The sequence below is a fragment of the Streptomyces sp. ERV7 genome, from assembly GCF_001653515.1.
GTDB lineage: Bacteria > Actinomycetota > Actinomycetes > Streptomycetales > Streptomycetaceae > Streptomyces.
Map to the genome: position 1 here is coordinate 336720 of NZ_LYOY01000001.1, position 18065 is coordinate 354784.

Genomic DNA, 18065 nt, shown 5'->3' on the forward strand with positions numbered 1-18065 from the left:
CGGGACAGCCGCCTGCGAGGCGTCCTGTCGGGGGTGGGGAAAAGGGGGAGTCCAGGCGCACCGGGGACCGGCAGCCGAGCGGAACTTAGGTAACGCTAACCTCATCAAGCCGGGGCTGTCGACCAGGCATAGCGGACATATCACTATTCACTGGGTCAATCGAGCCTAGAATCGGGGTCGTTGCGTCGTTAGGTAAGCCTTGCTTTACTTAACCCTGGTTATTTCGCTCTTCTGAGGAGGAACCCCGATGCGGGTCGTCATGTTCGGTTACCAAACCTGGGGCCATCGCACCCTGAAGGCGCTCCTGGACTCCGAGCACGACGTGGTGATGGTCGTGACGCACCCCAAGAGCGAGCACGCCTACGAGAAGATCTGGAGCGACTCGGTGGCCGAGCTCGCCGAGGAGCACGGCGTCCCGGTCGTCATCCGCAACCGCCCCGACGACGAGGAGCTCTTCCAGCGGCTCAAGGAAGCCGACCCGGACATCCTCGTCGCCAACAACTGGCGCACCTGGATACCCCCGCGCATCTACGACCTGCCGCGGTACGGCACCCTCAATGTCCACGACTCCCTGCTGCCCAAGTACGCCGGCTTCTCGCCGCTGATCTGGGCCCTCATCAACGGCGAGTCCGAAGTCGGCGTCACGGCGCACATGATGGACGAGGTACTGGACGCCGGCGACATCGTTGACCAGCGCGCCGTGCCCGTGGGCCCCACCGACACCGCGACGGATCTCTTCCACAAGACGGTCGACCTGATCGCCCCGGTCACCATCGGCGCACTCGACCGGATCGCCTCCGGCGAGACGGAGTTCACCAAGCAGGACCGGTCCCAGGCCAGCTTCTTCCACAAGCGGGCCGAAGAGGACATCCGGATCAACTGGGACTGGCCCGCCGAGGTCCTGGAGCGTCTGGTCCGCGCGCAGTCCGCCCCGTACCCGGCCGCCTTCACCTTCCACAAGGGCAAGCGCCTGGAGGTGCTCTCCGCCGTGGTGTCCGAGGGCGTGTACGGCGGCACCCCCGGCCGCGTCTTCTACCGCGAGGGCGCCGGTGTCGTGATCGTCGCCGGAGCCGACGCCCGCACCGGCCGCAACCACGGCCTGGCCATCACCCGGGTCCGCACGGAGGACGGCCGCGAGCTGCCCGCCGACGAGTACTTCACGTCCATGGGCGGCTACCTCACCGACCGCGCCTGACGCCGGCGGCACCCCTCGCCGCCATCCGATCACCGACACGCTCCGGACGGTCCCGGACGATGTCGGCCTCCACCGCCGTGCGGATCGCCGATCCGCACGGCGGTGTTGCCTGTGCGCCCCACGGGGCGACAGCCGAGAAACAGTCAAAGGCGTTGAGGAATCCGCTGGTCAGCTGCTCGGCGAAGAAACGGGGCTTCTTCCCCGTCACAAGTCGGGTGCCTGAGGCGAATGTTGCGCCAGGCATCCGAACCGTCCGGCCGCCCTCCCTGACGCGACGGAAATGATCATTCGATTCCGGTGGGTCAAAGCCCCGGGTCAGGCCCTGTTTTCGGCCTTTCGGCCAAGCTCTGCGCGTCGATGAGCGCCCCATGGGCAGAAACAGATTTTGCTCAGGCTTGCCCCCGCACCTCCAGCACCAGCTGTTCTTGTCCGCGGCCCCTCCACCAGCGGCGCTCATCGACCAGTGAGTCATTCTCAAATCTTGAGCGCAATTTACACACATCCCCTCTACATACCGCCTCCACTGGTCTAGATTGTGCGTGCTTCAGCTGCTTGGGCACGAGGCAACCATTAATGATCTACGAGTCCGGCGCTTCGGGTGCGGGGAGCACTCGGGGTTTCGAGGTGCCTTGCGCACCTCGGATGTCCGGCAGCCCACGCGAGTCCGCTGCCGCCAGGGCGGATCGTTCAAGCAGCACGGAAACAGCGGGGATGTCATACGCGGGAGGCGTGGGTCTCCCGGGGGGAGAAACAGTGCGGGGTGCTGCCCCGGCCCGCCTCGCGCGAGCCCGCCGGGCCCGGCACCGGCCGGCTCGGCCGGCCCGCCTCCCTCGATGCCCTGCGCTGTGTGGTGCTGCGCTGCTGAGCGTTCCGCGCGGAACGAGCTCAGCGGTACGTCAACTCACCAGCACAGCGAGGTGGTTCAGCCATGCCCATCGACCCCTTCGCGGCGCTCAACGCGATGCTGCGCGCCGAGGCCGCCCGGATCCGCCCGGCCCCCGCGACCCCCGAACGCGAGGACGCCGACCCCGGAGAGGAGCAGCGCCGACCCCAGGCCGACCCGCACGGCAAGTAGCCGGGCCCCAGCCGACGGGGCGGTGGACCGCTCGGGGCCACCGCCCCCATGACCTGCTGTTCTCACAGGGAGTGACGACAGCGGGCGATCCGTCGTGCGGTACTCCGTTCGGCGGCTTACGTTTGCTGCGGGGGCACCCCGACCGAAAGGTCCGGCCATGCGCGGACGTACGACAGCGGGCGCCGCCGGTGCGGCGATGGTGCTGCTCGCCCTGGCGGTCCCGGCCGCGGCGGACGGCGGCAAGCCCGATCTGACCCGCTTCTACACCCAGCACCTGACCTGGGGCGGCTGCACGGTCAAGGACGCTCCCAAGGCCATGGAGTGCGCCGAGCTGACCGTGCCCGTCGACTACGCCCGGCCCCAGGACGGCACGATCGCGCTGGCGGTGGCCCGGATACGGGCGGCCGAGTCGGGCGAGGGCCCCACCGGCACGGGCACCGCGGCGGGCACGGCCTCACCCGGCGGCCCGGCCTCGGCGACCGCCCCGAAGGGCTCGCTGGTCTTCAACTTCGGCGGGCCCGGTGAGTCCGGCCTCAAGGGCCTCGGAGGCTTCACGGCGGAGACCGCGCGGCTCGCCCCCGCGTACGACCTGGTGAGCTTCGACCCCCGGGGAGTGGGCCGCAGCGCCCCCGTGCACTGCGGCGCCGAGGCCGAGCAGGACATCGAGAGCTCCTCGGACGGCGCCACGGCCGACGACGCCGCGAGCCGGCGGCAGCTCGTCGAGGAGCTGAGGACGGTGGCCCGGGAGTGCCGCAAGGCCACCGGGAAGCTCCTCCCGCACGTCGGCACCATCAACGCCTCGCGCGACCTGGACGTGCTGCGCCAGGCGCTCGGCGACAAGAAGCTGAACTACTTCGGCATCTCCTACGGCACCCGGCTCGGCGCGGTCTACGCGGCCCAGTTCCCCCAGCGGACCGGACGGATGGTCCTGGACGCGGTGGACTCGCTGACGGCCGACGCGGCGCAGTCCGCGTTCGCCCAGGCCACGGCCTTCCAGAAGGGCCTGGACACCTTCCTTTCGGACTGCGCCGCCCAGGGCGCCGGCTGCCCGCTCGGTGCGAGCACCGCCAAGGCGACCGCCACCCTGGACGCGACCGTCGCCCGGCTCGACCGCGAGAGCGCCAAGACGGCCTCCGGGGCCGACTTCACCTCCGGCGACCTGCGCACCGCGATCACCAACTCGCTCTACGCCGAGCAGCTGTGGCCGATCCTCGCGCAGGGCATCGCGACCCTCCACGAGAAGGGCGACCCGGCCGCCCTCGACCAGATCAACAAGGAGTTCGCGGGGGAGGACGCGCAGGGCAAGCGCGCCGACGACGACAACAGCCGCGAGGCGCTCCTCGCCGTCAACTGCGCCGACGACCCGGTGCGCGCCAAGGACCCGGCCGCGGAACTGGCCGTGCTGGAGGAGAAGTTCGCCAAGGCCTCGCCGATGTTCGGCCCCGAGCAGGTGGGCGCGGCGATCTCCTGCACGGGCTGGCCCGCCGGTACGGACTACATCCGCAGGATAGACCGGACCGGCGCGCCTCCCGTGCTGCTGATCGGCACCAAGGGCGACCCCGCCACGCCGTACCAGTGGGCCGCGGAGACCGCCCGCCACCTCGGCAAGGGCGTGGTCCTCACCTACGAGGGCGAGGGGCACGGCGGGTACACCGCCTCGCAGTGCGTCCGGGACGCGGCGGACACCTTCCTGCTCGACGGAGTGCTGCCCGACGACGGGACGTCCTGCGCCCGGGAGACGCCCCCCGAGCACTGAGAGCCTGTCTTTGGACCCCGGCCCGCGCCCCGACGCCCGGCACGCACGGGCCTCAGTTGCTCATCGCGGCCGCCATCGGGGCCGCCCTGGCCCAGCGCCCGATGGCCGTCTCGGCCGTGATGCCGGGGCCGAAGCCCGCGATGAGCCCGCCCGCCCCGTCCGCCGCGCCGCCCTCGTCGAAGAGTCTGGCCAGTGCGTCGAAGACCACGGAGCTGGCGATGTTGCCGCGCTCGGTGAGGGTGGCCCGGCTGAAGCGGAACATCTCCGGCGGCAGGTCCAGGAAGTGGCAGAGGTCGTCGAGGATGCGCGGCCCGCCCGCGTGGACGATGAAGAAGTCCATCTGCGGGATCTCCCAACTGTGCTGCGCCACCAGCGCCTTGAGGGCGGGCGCGAGCATCTCCATGGTGCCCGGGACACGCTTGTCGAGCAGGAAGTGGAACCCGGTGTCGCGTACCGCGTACGAGATCCAGTCCTCGGTGTTGGGTACCAGATGCGAGCCGTTGCGCTCGATCCGCATGCCCGTGCCGCCCTCGCCGCGCACCACGGCCGCCGAGATCGCGTCCCCGAACAGACCGTTGGAGAGGAGCGAGCCGACGCCGATGTCGGTCGGCTGGTAGCAGAGCGAGCAGAACTCGCAGGACACGATCAGCACGTTGGCGCGCGGATACGCGGTGCAGAAGTCGTGCGCCCGGTTGATCGCCGCACCTCCGGCGGCGCAGCCGAGCTGGGCGATCGGCAGCTGGCGGGTCTCGGTCCTGAACCCCATGGTGTTGATCAGCCAGGCGGTCAGCGAAGGCATCATGAAGCCGGTGCAGGAGACGTAGACGATCAGGTCGATGTCCTTGGGCTCCACCTCGGCGTGGGCCAGCGCCTGCCGTACGACACCGGGCACCCGGGCCTTGGCCTCCGCCTCGTACAGGCGGTTGCGCTCCTCGAAGCCGGGGTGCCGCAGGGTCTCCTCGATGGGCTGCACGAGGTGGCGGGTGCGGACCCCGGTGTTCTGGATGAGGCGCAGGACGAGGTCCCGCTGGGGGTGGTCGGCGTGGGTCTCGCGGGCGAGCGCGAGCGTCTCCTCCTGCGTGATCACATGGTCGGGTACGGCTACTGAGGGGCGGCACAGGGTGGCCATGGAACTTCCTTGTCTCCTGCCGGGCAGACGCCTGCGGTTTCCACGCGGGTGCTCCAGGGGTGTGCGGTCGTGTTCCTGTCACGTATCCCCGAGCCCGGGCAGGGCGATGTCCTCGAAAGGGGCAATTAACCGATTAGAGGGATATTCCGGATCGGCTAGTTCAGTCGGGTGACGGGAGCCCCCGCAGACGGGTGTGCGGCGCCCGCCCGCCCGGGGTCATGACCTCGGGCATTACCTCGCGGGTAATCGACCCCCACCGCCCCCGCCGGGCAGGGTGGAGCCATCGGGTCCCGGGCGGCGCACTCCGGCCGGGGCCCGGGTTCCGCCATCGAACGCGCAGCAGATCCCGATCTCTTTCCGGAGGCTGATTCCCATGTCCGAGAACCGCTATGAGACCGCCGTCGCCCACTACTTCGAGGCGTGGAACACCACCGGCTCGGCCGGGGAGCTGGCCAAGGCCGTCGAGGCCGCCTGGAGCGAGAACGGCACCTACACCGACCCGATGGGCGATGTCGCCGGGTACGAGGCCATAGCCGGGTACATCGCCGGGGCCCACGCCCAGTTTCCCGGTTACGCGTACCGGCTGGAGGGGGCCGTCGACGGGCACCACGACGTGATCCGGTTCCGCTGGGAGCTGGTCTCGGTCGCGGACGGCTCCGCGCCGGTCGCCGGGTCCGACGTGGTCACGCTCGCCGGGGACGGCCGGGTCGCCTCCGTGATCGGGTTCCTCGACCGCGTACCGCCTACGGCGTGAGCGACTGGAGGTAGGCGAACGTCTCCGGGTCGGCCGGCAGGAACGTCTCGATGGCCAGCTCGGAGACGGTCACGTCCATCGGTGTGTTGAACGTGGCGATCGTCGATATGAGCGACAGGACCGTGCCCCGGTGCTCGATGCGCAGCGGGAGCGCGAAGGGGCAGGCGGCGTCGTCGGCCGTGTCCTCGTCCGCCGACTCGGGCACGGGGTGGCCCGCCACCTCCTCGTACAGCTCGCGCAGCGAATCCGAGCGCATCAGGGCGATCTGACGCTCCATCTGCTCCAGCAGATGCCCGCGCCACTGGCGCAGATTGCGGATACGCGGCGCCAGGCCCTGCGGGTGCAGCGTCAGGCGCATCGCGTTGAGCGGCGGAGCGAGCAGCCGCTCCGGCACGCCGTCGAGGAGCATCGCGATGCCCCGGTTCGCCGCCAGCACCGTGTACGTGCCGTCGAGTATCAGGGCCGGGAACGGCTCGTAACTCCGCAGCAGCCGCTCCATGCCCTCGCGCAGGGCGCCCAGGGACGGGTCCTCCAGCGACGTCTCCGCGTACTGCGGGGCGTAACCGGCGGCGAGGAGCAGGGCGTTGCGCTCGCGGACCGGCACCTCCAGGTGCTCCGCGAGACGCAGGATCATCTCCTGGCTCGGGCGCGACCTGCCGGTCTCGATGAAGCTGATGTGCCGCGCGGACGAGTCGGCGCGCAGGGCCAGCTCCAGCTGGCTGATCCTGCGCTGCTCGCGCCAGCCGCGCAGCATCGGCCCTACTCGCGTGTCGATCGCGGCAGTTGTCGTCATGCATCAGACACTAACCCGGGCCACTGACAGGGCCCGGCGGCGCATCCCCCACCCGGCCAGGACGATCGCCGCCGCCACCGCGTAGGCGCTCGTCCTGACCACGTCGAAGGAGTGCGGCATCGCCCACGCCGTCACATAGCAGACGGCTCCCGCCGCGGCGACCGCCAGCCACTCCCAGCGGCCGTCCAGGGCCACCAGGGCGACGAGCAGCAGCGCGTACCACGAGTAGCCGGGCGTCATCAGGAAGAACGCCCAGCCCAGCACCAACAGGGCTCCGCTCCACGGGCGTTCCGGATCGCCCCGGCGCAGCACGTACAGGACGACGAGCGCGATCAGGACCAGCGCGGCGGGCAGCGCCCAGTCGTCCGGGAGTACCAGCCGCAGCAGCCCGTACCGGCTGCGGGCGGAGGCGTCGTCGTACCCCTCCTCCTTGGCGTACCCGCCGAGGTAGCCGAAGACCGAGGCGTGCGAGACGAGCGCGTACGGAAGGTAGGAGAGCGCCACGCACACGGACGCCGGGAGCAGTACGGCCGCCGCGCGCCGCCAGTCGGGACGGCGGCCCGCCAGCACGCCCGCGAGGGCGCCCGGCAGCACCACGGCGGGCAGCATCTTCGCCGCGATCCCGGCGCCGATCAGCAGACCCCCGGCCGCTCTGCGGCGCACCGCGACCGCGCCGAGCCCCGCCACCGAGAAGAGCACCGCCAGCACGTCCACATGCGCGTTGTTCACCGCCTCGATCGGCACCGCCGGACACCACGCCCAGTAGGCCGCCCGCGCCACGTCGTCCCCGCGCCGCCGCAGGATCAGCAGCAGGACGCCCGTGGTGGCCACCGCGAGCACCGCGCCGCCCACCTGGAACGGCTTGTGCCGGGCGGCCTTGGGGGACAGCCCGTGGACGCCGAGGAAGTACGCCTCCGCCACCGGCGGGTAGATCGTGTGCACCTTGGGGCGGTTGAGGCGGGTGCAGCGGTCCGCCTCGCCGAACCGGGCCCGGTCCGGGCCCTCGCACGCCGCGCCGCTCGGGAACAGCCAGTCGTCGCGCAGCCCGGCCAGCTCCCGGTCGGCGGGGGCGTGGTCGTACGGCGAGATCCCGGCCGCCTGCACCCGCCCGTCCCAGGCGTAGCGGAACATGTCGGTGCTGGTGGTCGGCGGCGCCGCGAGGCCGGTCGCCGCGACCAGCACCCCGCCCGCCAGGACCAGACCCGCGCGGTGGCGGGCCGGGACCCGCCGCAGCGACCAGGCCGCCGCCGCGAACAGCAGCCAGCAGGCCAGATACCACCAGGAGAGCGTGCCCGGGCGGAAGTAGTAGCCGTCCTCGACGACGGTGAGGACGAGCACGGCGGTCAGCGCGGCCAGCAGCACGGCGGTCGGGGCCGAGCGGCGCAGCGCGGCCGGTGCGCCGGTGGGCGGGGCGGCCGGGGCGGTGGCGGTACGCGAAGCGATCACCCGTCCACATTCGCAGGCCCAGGGGCGCCCGGACGGCCCAGCGCACCACGCGTCCGTGAACCGTAAGGTGTCAGGAGCCCTGTTCAGGGCGCTCGGGGGATCTCATGGAGACATGAAGCCACGACTTCCGCTTCCCCCGCCGCCGTCGGCCCTCCTGCCGTCCTTCCGGGGAGCCCTGCACGACCGGCGCACCGCGACGGCGATCGGCCGGCTGCTCGGCGTGGCCATGCTGGTCTGCATGGTCACCGGTGTGCTGAGCCACTACCTCCAGCACCCGCCCGGCTGGCTCGCCGACGATCTGCCCGCCCGCCCCAGCTGGGGGTACCGGCTGAACCAGGGCCTGCACGTGGGGGTGGGCATCGCCGCGATCCCGCTGCTCTTCGGCAAGCTGTGGACCGTCTACCCGAAGCTGTTCGTGTGGCCCGCGCTGAAGGGGGTACGGCACGGCCTTGAGCGGCTCTCGGTGGCGGTGCTCGTCGCGGGCGCGGTCTTCGAACTGCTGACCGGGCTGCTCAACACCGTCCAGTGGTACCCGTGGCCGTTCAGCTTCGTCCCGGTCCACTTCGCGGTCGGCTGGCTCTTGACCGGCGCGCTGCTGCTGCACCTGGCCGTGAAGTGGCCGGACATCAAGGCGTACTGGTGGCGGCGCTCGGCCGCCACGCGCGCGCTGCCGGCCGAGGCGGAGAACGCGCTCGACCGGCGCTCGCTGTTCACCGGGCTCGCGGTGGCGGTCGGCGCGGTCACGGTGACGACGGTGGGCCAGTCCCTCACCCCGCTCAAGGACCTCGACCTGCTGGCGCCGCGCCACCCCGACCACGGCCCGCTCGGCCTGCCCGTCAACCGCACGGCGGCGGCCGCCGGGACGACCCGGGTGGACCCGGCGGCCTGGCGGCTGACGGTGGCGGGGCCGCGCCCCTACGAGCTGACGCTCGACGAACTGGCCGCGCTGCCCCAGTACGAGGTGGAGCTGCCCATCGCGTGCGTCGAGGGCTGGAGCAAGAACGCGCACTGGACCGGTGTGCGGATCAAGGACTTGACGGAGCGGGCCGGCGCGCCCGGGGCCGCGCTGCGGGTCGTCTCGCTCGAACAGCACGGCGCGTACCGCGTGATGGACATGGGCCGCACCTACGCGCGCGACCCGCTCACCCTCCTCGCCCTGCGGCTCAACGGGCAGGTGCTCACCCCCGACCACGGCTATCCGGCCCGGATCATCGCCCCCAACCGGCCCGGGGTGCTCCAGACCAAGTGGGTCACGCGACTGGAGGTGCGGTGATGGGACGGTACGCGGTGGGCGCGCTCGGGGTCGCGCTGATGGGGCTCGGGGTGTCGCTGGTGTGGGCGCAGTCGCCGTGGGACGTGGCGGTGTGGCTGGTGGGGGCGGTCGTGCTGCACGACGGGCTGATCGCACCGCTGGTGCTGCTCGTCGGCCTGGGTGTGGCGGCGACCCGGCCGTGGGCGCGCGGCCCGCTGCGGGCGGCCCTGATGACCGGGGGCTGCCTCACGGCGATCGCGCTCCCGGACATCCTGCGGCCGGGCCCGGTGACCAACGCGACGGTGCTGCCGCTGGACTACCTGCGCAACTGGCTGGTGCTGCTCGCGGCGGTGGCGGTCGCGGGGGCGCTGGTGGCGGCGGCCAAGCGGGTACGTGAGGAGCGCGGCCGCCGCCGGAAGACCCCGGAGGGAGGGCGCTAGCCCTGGCGGGCGCCGCCCGTGGCGTACGCGCTGGATCGCCTCTCCGCGCCCTGCCGCACCGTCGGGAACGCCGGACGCGGACAGGCCGCTGGGCCCGGACTCCCCATCGGAGTCCGGGCCCGGCCGCGCTCACACCCGTGCCGGCATCCTTCGCAGCACGACGAACGGGCGCCCGGCGGCCGTCCACTGCTCGCCGGCCCGCCAGCCGGTGGCGTGCGCGTACCGCAGCAGCGCGGCGGTGCCCAGACGCGACCAGGGAAAGGCCGCCCCGAAGGCGCCCCGGCCGTCGGCCACCCGCACCTCCACGCGCTCGTCGACGTCGAGGGGCGCCGCCTCCACGATCAACTGGCCATCCGCCTCGATGAGTCGGGCGGCCCGTGTGAGCAGCGCGGCCGGGTCGCCGCCGATGCCGACGTTGCCGTCGAGCAGGAGCGCGGTGTGCCAGCGGCCCTCGCCGGGCAGCGGGTCGAAGACCGACCGGCACAGGGCGCTGCCGCCCGACCGCTGGGTGCGGCGGACGGCCTCGGGGCTGACGTCGACGCCGAGCGCGGCCGTACCGAGCGCGGCCAGGGCCACCACCAGGCGCCCGGGCCCGCACCCGATGTCGAGCACCGCGCCCCGGCACCGGCGCAGCACGGTGAGGTCGGCCGGGTCCGGCGCCGCGCACCACCGCTCCACCTCAAGGGGCAGCAGCCAGCCGTCCTGGCGGTGCAGGAACAGCGGCCCGCGCCCGCTGCGCAGGGCGTCGGTGTACGGATCGGCCCGCCAGGCGAGCGCGGCGGGTGCGGCGGTCGTGGTCATCGCGCGACGCCCTGCCGCCCGGCCGCGGCCACCGTCCGCGCGAACCGGCCGCCCGGTGCGAGCGCCGCCACTTCGTCCACGTCGGCCGCGGTGTCGACGTCCCGCAGCGGCGGCAGCTCGTGCACGGTCAGTCCCGCGTCGACGAGCCGCCGCCGCTGGACCGCGCCCGTCTCGGGGACGGACATGGGCACCCCGCGCAGCAGCGAGGGATCGGGGGCGGTCAGGCCGAGCGACCAGAACCCGCCGTCGGCCGCCGGGCCGAACCATGCCTCGCCGGGCCCCCAGCCGGCCAGCGCCGGGGCCAGCAGGGCCGGGCTGACCTGCGGGGTGTCCATACCGACGAGCAGGGCCGGGCCCGCGTCGAGAGCGAAGGCCGCCGCCAGCCGCTCGTCCAGACCGCCCGCGCACTGCGGGACGACCTCGATGCCCGGCGGGAGCCATGGGCCGGGCGCCCCGTCGAGGACCAGGACGCGGCGCCTGGCCGGCGCGGCGAGCACCGCGTCCAGCGTGTCGGCGAGCGCGGCCTCGGCGATCCGCGCGGCCTCCTCGGGCGAGTACGGCGGGGTCAGCCGCGTCTTGACCCGGCCGGGCACCGGCGCCTTGGCGATCACCAGCAGGGTGACCGGCGCGCTCTGCGCCCTCACCGGGCGTCCGCCGTCGTGGCGGGCAGCGGCGGCCCGGGCGGCAGGGCGAGCACCGCGCGCATGTCCCGTACGGCCTGCCAGGTGCCCCGCCAGGTGCCGGTCACCTTGGACCTGCCGGTGCGCGGCAGATACGGCACGTCGTGCTCGCGCACCCGCCACCCGGCGTCCGCCGCGCGCACCACCATCTCCAGCGGGTAGCCGCTGCGCCGGTCCGCCACACCGAGGGCGAGCAGCGGCGCGCGCCGGGCCGCCCGCAGCGGGCCCAGGTCGTGCAGCCGCAGCCCGGTGCGGCGGCGCAGCATCCTGGACAGGGCCAGGTTCCCGGCCCGCGCGTGCGGCGGCCAGGCCCCGCGCGCGGTGGTCCTGCGCCGTCCGAGGACGAGGTCGGCGTCACCGGCGGCCACCTCCCGTACGAAGGGCGCCAGGAGCCCGGGGTCGAGCGAGCCGTCGCAGTCGCAGAAGCAGACGTACTCGGCGCGGGCCGCGAGCAGACCCGCGTGGCAGGCCGCGCCGAAGCCGCGCCGGGCCTCGTGCACCACGGTCGCGCCGAGCGTGCGGGCGATCTCGGCCGAGCCGTCGGTCGAGCCGTTGTCGACGACGACGGCCCGCCAGCCTTCGGGAATCCTGCCCAGCACCCAGGGCAGTGCCCCGGCCTCGTCGAGGCAGGGGAGTACGACGTCCACCGTCGTGGGGATCGAGTCGGTCACGTCCCTCACGGTACGAAGGCGCGGCGGACAAATCGGGACTTCGGGTTCTTACGAAACAGGGACATCGCTCCGGGTCGGCCATCCGGGTGGCGACGCGGGGCCCCGCCGGATGCGACGCTGTGACCATGCACAGTGACCGGTCCCGCATCCTCGTCGTCGACGACGACCCGACCGTGGCCGAGGTGGTCACCGGCTATCTGGAACGCGCCGGATACGAGGTCGAGCACGTCGGCGACGGCCCCGCCGCCCTGCGCGCGGCCGGGGCGCGAAGGCCCGACCTCGTCGTCCTCGACCTGATGCTGCCCGGCATGGACGGCCTGGAGGTCTGCCGCATCCTGCGGAGCGCCGGGCCCGTGCCGGTCATCATGCTCACCGCGCGCGGCGACGAGGACGACCGTGTCCTGGGTCTGGAGATAGGCGCGGACGACTACGTCACCAAGCCGTTCAGTCCGCGCGAGCTGGTGCTGCGCGTCGACTCGGTGCTGCGCCGGAGCCGGGCCGCCACCGCCCGGCCGGGGCCGCCGGTGCGGCGCGCGGGCATCGTCCTCGACCCGGCCGCCCGCCGCGCCGCCAAGCAGGGCGTCGAACTGGCCCTGACCCTGCGGGAGTTCGACCTCCTCGCCTATCTGATGGGCCACCCCGGCGAGGCCGTCACCCGCGAGCGGCTGATGCACGACGTGTGGGGCTGGGAGTTCGGCGACCTGTCCACCGTCACCGTCCATGTGCGGCGGCTGCGCGGCAAGGTCGAGGACGACCCGGCGAAGCCGCGGCTCATCCAGACGGTGTGGGGCGTCGGGTACCGCTTCGAGGTGCCGGACGAGGGTGACGGCGGCGGGCAGCGGGATGCCGCCCGCGCCGCCGGGGAGGAGGTCTGACATGAGGGACGTCCTGCTCATCGCCGTCTACGCGTTCCTGGGCGCCGCCGCCGCGGGCCTGCTCGGGGCGCTCGCGCTGCGCCTGCTGCGCAACCGCTCGGTGACCGCCTCGCTCGCGGTGGTGGCCGCCGTCGCGGTCAGCGCGATGCTCGCCGGGACGCTCGCCGTGGCCTGGGAGATGTTCCTGTCCTCGCACGACCTCAAGGTCGTCACCCTGGTCATCGCGATGGCCGCGGCCGTCTCGCTCGCCACCGCGCTCGTCCTGGGCCGCCGGGTCGTCTCCAGCAGCCGTCAACTCGCCCTGGCCACCCGCTCGTTCGGCGACGGCGGCGACTTCGCCGCGCCCGAGGGACCGGCCACCGCCGAGCTCGCCGCGCTCAGCCGTGAGCTCGCCGCCACCAGCGCCAAGCTCTCCGCCTCCCGCGAGCGCGAACGTGCCCTGGAGACCTCCCGTCGCGAGCTCGTCGCCTGGATCTCGCACGATCTGCGCACCCCGCTCGCGGGGCTGCGGGCGATGGCCGAGGCCCTGGAGGACGGCATGGCCAAGGACCCCGAGCGCTACTTCCGGCAGATCCGCACCGAGGTCGAGCGCCTCAACGGCATGGTGGGCGACCTCTTCGAGCTCTCCCGCATCCACGCCGGCGCCCTCGCCCTCAACCCGGCCCGGATGTCCGTCCACGACCTGGTCGGGGACGCGCTCGCGGGCGCCGACCCGCTCGCCCGCGAGCACGGCGTACGGCTGGTCGGCGACCGCGTCGAGCCGGTCCCGGTGGAGGTCGACGGCAAGGAGATGACCAGGGTCCTGGCCAATCTGCTGGTCAACGCGATCCGGCACACCCCGGCCGACGGCACGGTCGCGGTCGCCGCCGAGGCGCGCGCGGAGTCGGTGGTGCTCTCGGTGACGGACGGCTGCGGCGGCATCCCCGACGACGATCTGACCCGCGTCTTCGACACCGGCTGGCGCGGCACCGAGGCGCGCACCCCGCCGGGCGGCGCGGGCCTCGGCCTCGCGATCGTGCGCGGCATCGTCGAGGCCCACGCGGGCAGCGCCGCCGTCCACAACGTGCACGGCGGCTGCCGCTTCGAACTGGTCCTCCCGGCCGCCCGCACCTGACGTAACGTCAGCCGACGGCCGGACGCAGCTCCGCCCGGGCGAACTCCGCCATCCCCTCGGCGAACCCCACCACCGGCCGCCAGCCGAGCTGCTCGCGCAGCCGCGCCGAGTCGGCCGTGATGTGGCGGACGTCCCCGAGCCGGTACTCACCCGTCACCACCGGCGCGGGCCCGCCGTACGCCCCCGCCAGCGCCTCGGCGGTGGGGGTGGGGGTCGGCGTGGGGTCGCCGCCGCCCGTGGTGGCGCACGGCTCGCCGTTGAGGGTGAACGCGCGGGGTGGTGTGTTGGCGCCGGTGAGGGAGGCGAGGAAGCCGAGGGTGACGCTCGCGCCGTGGGCGAGCGAACCGTTCCAGCTCTCGTTGGCGGCGGTGACGGTTCCGGCGGACTGGGACCACTTGGCGTTCCAGCCCTGGGTGACCTTCTGGTTGCCGGTGAACGCGAAGCCCAGGCTCCAACCGGCCAACGCCGAGGCGTTGTTGATGAGCGTGACGGAACCCTGGAAGCCGCCGCCCCACTCGTTGGTGACCGTATACGCCACCGAACAGGACGGCTCGGCTCCGGATGCCGTGACACGAGGGACGACCACGGCGCTCGCGAGCACGAGCGCCGCCGCGGCGAAGGGTACGGCCAAGTGCGGGGGGTGTCGCATGAGCGGATCCTTCACGGCCTGGACGTCGGCAGATGCCCGGCGTCCGACGGATGGAAGCGCTCCCACTGGTGGGGCATCACGGTAGGGGCTCGGGTGGCGCATGGCAAGGGAGGAGGACTCTTTACGTCTGCGGTCGGGCGCCGGTAGCTTCCGCACTGCAATAACTTGCTGTAAATTTCAGCCAGTTCTTGCGTGCACACATGCCCCGCTGCCGCATCCCCCTTCGTCGCGGCAGCCCCCACACTGGAGCCGCGCATGAGACGCACACCCCGCCGTACACGCAGCCCACGCCGAAGGCGCCCGCTCGCGGCGTTCCTGACCGCGCTCGGGCTGCTGGGCGGCCTGGTCCTGGCATCGCCACGGGCCGACACCGCCCGTACCGAACCGATCGCCGCCACCTCGAACAGCGCGACCGTCTTCTACTACACGAAGACCAAGAACTGGCCGGCCACCTACCTCCATTACGCGCCGACCGGCGGCTCCTGGACCACCGTGCCGGGCGTCAGGATGGAGGCGGGCTGCACCGACTGGGTCAAGCTGACCGTCGACCTCGGCTCCGCCGCCGGGCTCCAGGTGACCTTCACCAACGGCTCGGGAGTCTGGGACAACAACGGGGGCGCCAACTACGCCCTGGGGACCGGCAGTATCGCCGTCAAGGACGGTACGGTCGCCCACAGCGACCCGTGTACGACCACGGGCGGCAGCGGCAGCGGCAACGCCGCGACGGTGTACTACTACACCAAAACCGTGGGCTGGGCCGCGTACAACCTGCACTACGCGCCGACCGGCGGCTCCTGGACGACCGCGCCCGGCGTCGGGATGGAGCCGGCCTGCACGGACTGGGTGAGGAAGACCGTCGACCTGGGCACGGCGACCACCTGGCAGGCCACGTTCAACAACGGCAACGGCGTCTGGGACAACAACAACGGCGCCAACTACCAGCTCAGGACAGGTGTTTCCACGGTCAGGGACAAGACGGTCACCGCGTCCGCGGCCGACCCGTGCGCCACGGCCGCGCCCGACACCGAGGCGCCGACCGCTCCCGCCGGGGTGAGGGCGAGCGTGACCGACACCTCCGTCGTGCTGTCCTGGAACGCCTCCGGCGACAACACCGCCGTCACCGGCTACCAGGTCACCCGCACCGGCGGTACCCAGGGCACCGTCGTCGCCGACACCACCTCCACGGTCCGCAGTGACACCGGCCTCGACGCGCACACCGCCTACACCTATGTCGTACGCGCCCGCGACGCGGCCGGGAACGTCTCGGCGGCGAGCGCGGCCGTGACCGCCACCACCGGGGACGCGCCCGTCGTCAAGGCGGGGCAGCCGCTCGGCGGGGACCCGCGCAAGGACCCGATCTACTTCGTCCTCACCGCGCGCTTCTACGACGGCGACAGCGCCAACGACCGGGGCGGCAGCCAGCATGTGAAGTCCGGCAACGCCGCGAACAACGACCCCATGTTCCGGGGCGACTTCAAGGGCCTCGTCGACAAGCTCGACTATGTGAAGGGCCTCGGCTTCTCGGCGGTCTGGATCACCCCGGTGGTCCTCAACCGCTCGGACTACGACTACCACGGCTATCACGGCTACGACTTCTACAAGGTCGACCCGCGCCTGGAGTCCGCGGGCGCCTCCTACCAGGACCTCATCAACGCGGCCCACGCCAAGGGCATGAAGATCTACCAGGACGTCGTCTACAACCACAGCTCCCGCTGGGGTGCGAAAGGCCTGTTCACCCCCACGGTCTACGGCGTGCGCGACTCCCAGTGGAGCTGGTACTACGACCAGAAGCAGGACGACTTCGCCTATGACGGCCTCACGGTCGAGCCCGTCTCCGGGAAGTCGTACTACAACGGCGACCTGTGGTCGACGGCCGAGCCGAGCGGCAACACCTGCGTGAACTGGGGCAAGCCCACCGGAGGAAAGAGCGCGGAGGGCTACACCGTCTACAACTGCCAATGGCCGAGCCCCACCTCCGGGATGTTCCCCAAGGCGTACTACCACCAGTGCTGGATCGGGAACTGGGAGGGCGAGGACTCGCGCTCCTGCTGGCTGCACGAGGACCTGGCCGACTTCAACACCGAATCGACGCCGGTCCAGAACTACCTCATCGGTGCCTACAACAAGTACATCGACATGGGAGTGGACGGATTCCGTATCGACACCGCCGTGCACATTCCGCGCACCACCTGGAACCGCCGCTTCCTGCCCGCCATGTACAACGAGGTCACGGCGAAGTTCGGCGTGGCCAGGGCCAGGGACTTCTTCGTCTTCGGCGAGGTGGCCGCCTTCGTCAACGACAAGTGGAACAGGGGATCGGTCAACCACTCCGCGCAGTTCTACACCTGGAAGGAGCGCAAGGAATACAGCGCGGACGACGCAACTGCCGCGATCGAGCAGTACGACTACGAGGAGCAGCTCGGCACCGGGAACCAGCCGACCTCCAACAACGCCTTCCTGAACGGGAACGCGTATCACGCACCGGACCACAGTCGGTTCTCCGGGATGAACATCATCGACATGCGGATGCACATGAACTTCGGTGATGCCTCCAACGCCTACAACAACGGCCGGGACTCCGACGACTCGACCAATGACGCGACATACAACGTGGTCTATGTCGACAGCCACGACTACGGGCCCAACAAGTCCAGTACCCGCTATGCGGGCGGCACCGACGCATGGGCCGAGAACATGTCGCTGATGTGGACCTTCCGGGGGATTCCGACCCTCTACTACGGTTCGGAGACGGAATTCCAGGCGGGCAGGCAGATCGACTGCGGGCCGACCTGTCCGCTCGCGAGCACCGGCCGGGCCTATTACGGCGCCGGCCTGGAAGGCAGTGTCACCGCCTCCGGCTTCGGTACGGTCTCCAGTGCCTCGGGGCCCGTCGCCACCACGCTGGCCCAGCCCCTGGCCAAGCACGTCCAGCGGCTCAACCGGATCCGGCGGGCCGTCCCGGCGCTGCAGATGGGCCAGTACTCGACGGAGGGCATCTCCGGCGACATGGCCTTCAAGCGCCGCTACACCGACACGGCGAGCGGCGTCGACAGCTTCGCGCTGGTCGCGGTGACCAACGCGGCGACGTACCGGGGGATCCCCAACGGCACCTACACCGATGCCGTCACCGGAGACGTGAAGGTCGTCGGCGACGGCACCCTGAGCGTCGGCGCCCCCGGCAAGGGCAATCTGCGGGTGTACGTCCTGAACGGCCCGGGCCGGGTCGGCTCCGCCGGACCGTACCTGAAGTAGCCGGATCCCGTGGACCTCCGTGCGGCTCGGCTCGCGCGGGGGTCCAGGGGTCCCCAACTGCCCTAGAACAGCGAACGAGTTGGGCTTCTCCGAGGTCTGATGACTTCGACTCCTCAAACATCTTGACCGCGGGCCCGTCCAACTCCATGCTGGGAGCGCTCCCACTGGTTCAAGACTTGTGCA

Annotated in this window: 16 protein-coding genes; 9 read left to right on the forward strand and 7 right to left on the reverse strand. The window is 72.1% G+C overall.

Annotated features, from left to right (window positions below; genetic code table 11):
• Window positions 1-247 precede the first annotated feature (247 nt).
• The 3 genes from A8W25_RS01415 to A8W25_RS01420 all read left to right on the forward strand — a co-directional run bounded on the left by A8W25_RS01415 (window position 248) and on the right by A8W25_RS01420 (window position 4026).
• Window positions 248-1195, forward strand: coding sequence for a methionyl-tRNA formyltransferase (locus A8W25_RS01415; protein ID WP_067154434.1), 948 nt, complete (start codon window positions 248-250; stop codon window positions 1193-1195).
• A 928-nt stretch (window positions 1196-2123) separates the two neighbouring features.
• The gene (locus A8W25_RS34240) at window positions 2124-2270 is read left to right on the forward strand and encodes a hypothetical protein (RefSeq protein ID WP_199831644.1); all 147 of its coding nucleotides are present in this window, start codon (window positions 2124-2126) and stop codon (window positions 2268-2270) included.
• Window positions 2271-2427: 157 nt separating this feature from the next.
• The gene (locus A8W25_RS01420; protein ID WP_067154437.1) at window positions 2428-4026 is read left to right on the forward strand and encodes an alpha/beta hydrolase; all 1599 of its coding nucleotides are present in this window, start codon (window positions 2428-2430) and stop codon (window positions 4024-4026) included.
• A 52-nt stretch (window positions 4027-4078) separates the two neighbouring features.
• Here A8W25_RS01420 and A8W25_RS01425 read toward each other — a convergent pair whose 3' ends face one another.
• Window positions 4079-5155: a type III polyketide synthase gene (locus A8W25_RS01425; protein ID WP_067154440.1), complete on the reverse strand. Its 1077-nt coding sequence runs from the start codon at window positions 5153-5155 to the stop codon at window positions 4079-4081.
• 373 nt (window positions 5156-5528) lie between these two features.
• On the opposite strand from A8W25_RS01425, the gene A8W25_RS01430 reads away from it, so the two are divergent.
• Window positions 5529-5909, forward strand: a complete 381-nt coding sequence (locus A8W25_RS01430; protein WP_067154443.1) for a nuclear transport factor 2 family protein — start codon at window positions 5529-5531, stop codon at window positions 5907-5909.
• Here the strand turns inward: A8W25_RS01430 and A8W25_RS01435 are convergent.
• Complete coding sequence (locus A8W25_RS01435) at window positions 5899-6702, reverse strand: helix-turn-helix domain-containing protein (RefSeq protein ID WP_067154447.1); 804 nt, start codon at window positions 6700-6702, stop codon at window positions 5899-5901. The two genes, A8W25_RS01430 and A8W25_RS01435, sit on opposite strands and share 11 nt — an antisense overlap.
• Before the next feature lie 3 nt (window positions 6703-6705).
• On the reverse strand, window positions 6706-8088 hold the full coding sequence (locus tag A8W25_RS01440) for a glycosyltransferase family 87 protein (protein WP_067156556.1): 1383 nt from the start codon (window positions 8086-8088) through the stop codon (window positions 6706-6708).
• A gap of 172 nt (window positions 8089-8260) precedes the next feature.
• Between A8W25_RS01440 and A8W25_RS01445 the strand changes: the two genes are divergently transcribed.
• Window positions 8261-9421 carry a molybdopterin-dependent oxidoreductase gene (locus A8W25_RS01445; RefSeq protein ID WP_067154450.1) on the forward strand — a complete coding sequence of 387 codons (1161 nt, stop codon included), beginning with the start codon at window positions 8261-8263 and terminating at the stop codon, window positions 9419-9421.
• Window positions 9421-9840 (forward strand): hypothetical protein, encoded by a 420-nt coding sequence (locus A8W25_RS33200; RefSeq protein ID WP_067154453.1) that lies wholly within the window; start codon window positions 9421-9423, stop codon window positions 9838-9840. Before A8W25_RS01445 ends, A8W25_RS33200 begins: the two co-directional genes overlap by 1 nt.
• A 129-nt stretch (window positions 9841-9969) precedes the next feature.
• Here A8W25_RS33200 and A8W25_RS34635 read toward each other — a convergent pair whose 3' ends face one another.
• Genes A8W25_RS34635 through A8W25_RS01465 form a run of 3 tightly spaced genes read right to left on the reverse strand, consistent with a single transcriptional unit; the run spans window position 9970 to window position 12001 of the window.
• Entirely contained in the window at window positions 9970-10641 is a 672-nt protein-coding gene (locus A8W25_RS34635) for a methyltransferase domain-containing protein (RefSeq protein ID WP_067154456.1), read from the reverse strand.
• The gene (locus A8W25_RS34640) at window positions 10638-11285 is read right to left on the reverse strand and encodes a TIGR04282 family arsenosugar biosynthesis glycosyltransferase (protein ID WP_158942359.1); all 648 of its coding nucleotides are present in this window, start codon (window positions 11283-11285) and stop codon (window positions 10638-10640) included. The genes A8W25_RS34635 and A8W25_RS34640 overlap by 4 nt, the downstream gene beginning before the upstream one ends.
• A complete protein-coding gene (locus A8W25_RS01465; RefSeq protein ID WP_067154461.1) occupies window positions 11282-12001 on the reverse strand; it encodes a glycosyltransferase family 2 protein in 720 nt (239 codons plus the stop codon). Before A8W25_RS01465 ends, A8W25_RS34640 begins: the two co-directional genes overlap by 4 nt.
• A gap of 116 nt (window positions 12002-12117) precedes the next feature.
• Between A8W25_RS01465 and A8W25_RS01470 the strand changes: the two genes are divergently transcribed.
• Together A8W25_RS01470 and A8W25_RS01475 are read left to right on the forward strand one after the other, a co-directional pair.
• Window positions 12118-12867, forward strand: a complete 750-nt coding sequence (locus A8W25_RS01470) for a response regulator transcription factor (protein ID WP_067156562.1) — start codon at window positions 12118-12120, stop codon at window positions 12865-12867.
• 1 nt (window position 12868) lies between these two features.
• On the forward strand, window positions 12869-13981 hold the full coding sequence (locus A8W25_RS01475; protein ID WP_067154464.1) for a sensor histidine kinase: 1113 nt from the start codon (window positions 12869-12871) through the stop codon (window positions 13979-13981).
• A gap of 7 nt (window positions 13982-13988) precedes the next feature.
• On the opposite strand, the gene A8W25_RS01480 is transcribed toward A8W25_RS01475, so the two are convergent.
• Window positions 13989-14630: a cellulose-binding domain-containing protein gene (locus tag A8W25_RS01480; protein ID WP_079125741.1), complete on the reverse strand. Its 642-nt coding sequence runs from the start codon at window positions 14628-14630 to the stop codon at window positions 13989-13991.
• Between the two features lie 255 nt (window positions 14631-14885).
• Here A8W25_RS01480 and A8W25_RS01485 point away from each other — a divergent pair, with 255 nt between their 5' ends.
• Window positions 14886-17882, forward strand: coding sequence for a carbohydrate binding domain-containing protein (locus A8W25_RS01485; RefSeq protein WP_067154471.1), 2997 nt, complete (start codon window positions 14886-14888; stop codon window positions 17880-17882).
• Window positions 17883-18065: the final 183 nt, after the last annotated feature.

What these genes read in the sequence shown, in the direction of transcription:
- A8W25_RS34635 (WP_067154456.1), bottom strand. Translation starts at nt 10,641, where the DNA reads ATGACCACGACCGCCGCACCCGCCGCGCTCGCCTGGCGGGCCGATCCG.
- A8W25_RS01425 (WP_067154440.1), bottom strand. Translation starts at nt 5,155, where the DNA reads ATGGCCACCCTGTGCCGCCCCTCAGTAGCCGTACCCGACCATGTGATC.
- A8W25_RS01430 (WP_067154443.1), top strand. Translation starts at nt 5,529, where the DNA reads ATGTCCGAGAACCGCTATGAGACCGCCGTCGCCCACTACTTCGAGGCG.
- A8W25_RS01470 (WP_067156562.1), top strand. Translation starts at nt 12,118, where the DNA reads ATGCACAGTGACCGGTCCCGCATCCTCGTCGTCGACGACGACCCGACC.
- A8W25_RS01485 (WP_067154471.1), top strand. Translation starts at nt 14,886, where the DNA reads ATGAGACGCACACCCCGCCGTACACGCAGCCCACGCCGAAGGCGCCCG.
- A8W25_RS01435 (WP_067154447.1), bottom strand. Translation starts at nt 6,702, where the DNA reads ATGACGACAACTGCCGCGATCGACACGCGAGTAGGGCCGATGCTGCGC.
- A8W25_RS01420 (WP_067154437.1), top strand. Translation starts at nt 2,428, where the DNA reads ATGCGCGGACGTACGACAGCGGGCGCCGCCGGTGCGGCGATGGTGCTG.
- A8W25_RS33200 (WP_067154453.1), top strand. Translation starts at nt 9,421, where the DNA reads ATGGGACGGTACGCGGTGGGCGCGCTCGGGGTCGCGCTGATGGGGCTC.
- A8W25_RS01445 (WP_067154450.1), top strand. Translation starts at nt 8,261, where the DNA reads ATGAAGCCACGACTTCCGCTTCCCCCGCCGCCGTCGGCCCTCCTGCCG.
- A8W25_RS01415 (WP_067154434.1), top strand. Translation starts at nt 248, where the DNA reads ATGCGGGTCGTCATGTTCGGTTACCAAACCTGGGGCCATCGCACCCTG.
- A8W25_RS34240 (WP_199831644.1), top strand. Translation starts at nt 2,124, where the DNA reads ATGCCCATCGACCCCTTCGCGGCGCTCAACGCGATGCTGCGCGCCGAG.
- A8W25_RS01475 (WP_067154464.1), top strand. Translation starts at nt 12,869, where the DNA reads ATGAGGGACGTCCTGCTCATCGCCGTCTACGCGTTCCTGGGCGCCGCC.
- A8W25_RS01480 (WP_079125741.1), bottom strand. Translation starts at nt 14,630, where the DNA reads ATGCGACACCCCCCGCACTTGGCCGTACCCTTCGCCGCGGCGGCGCTC.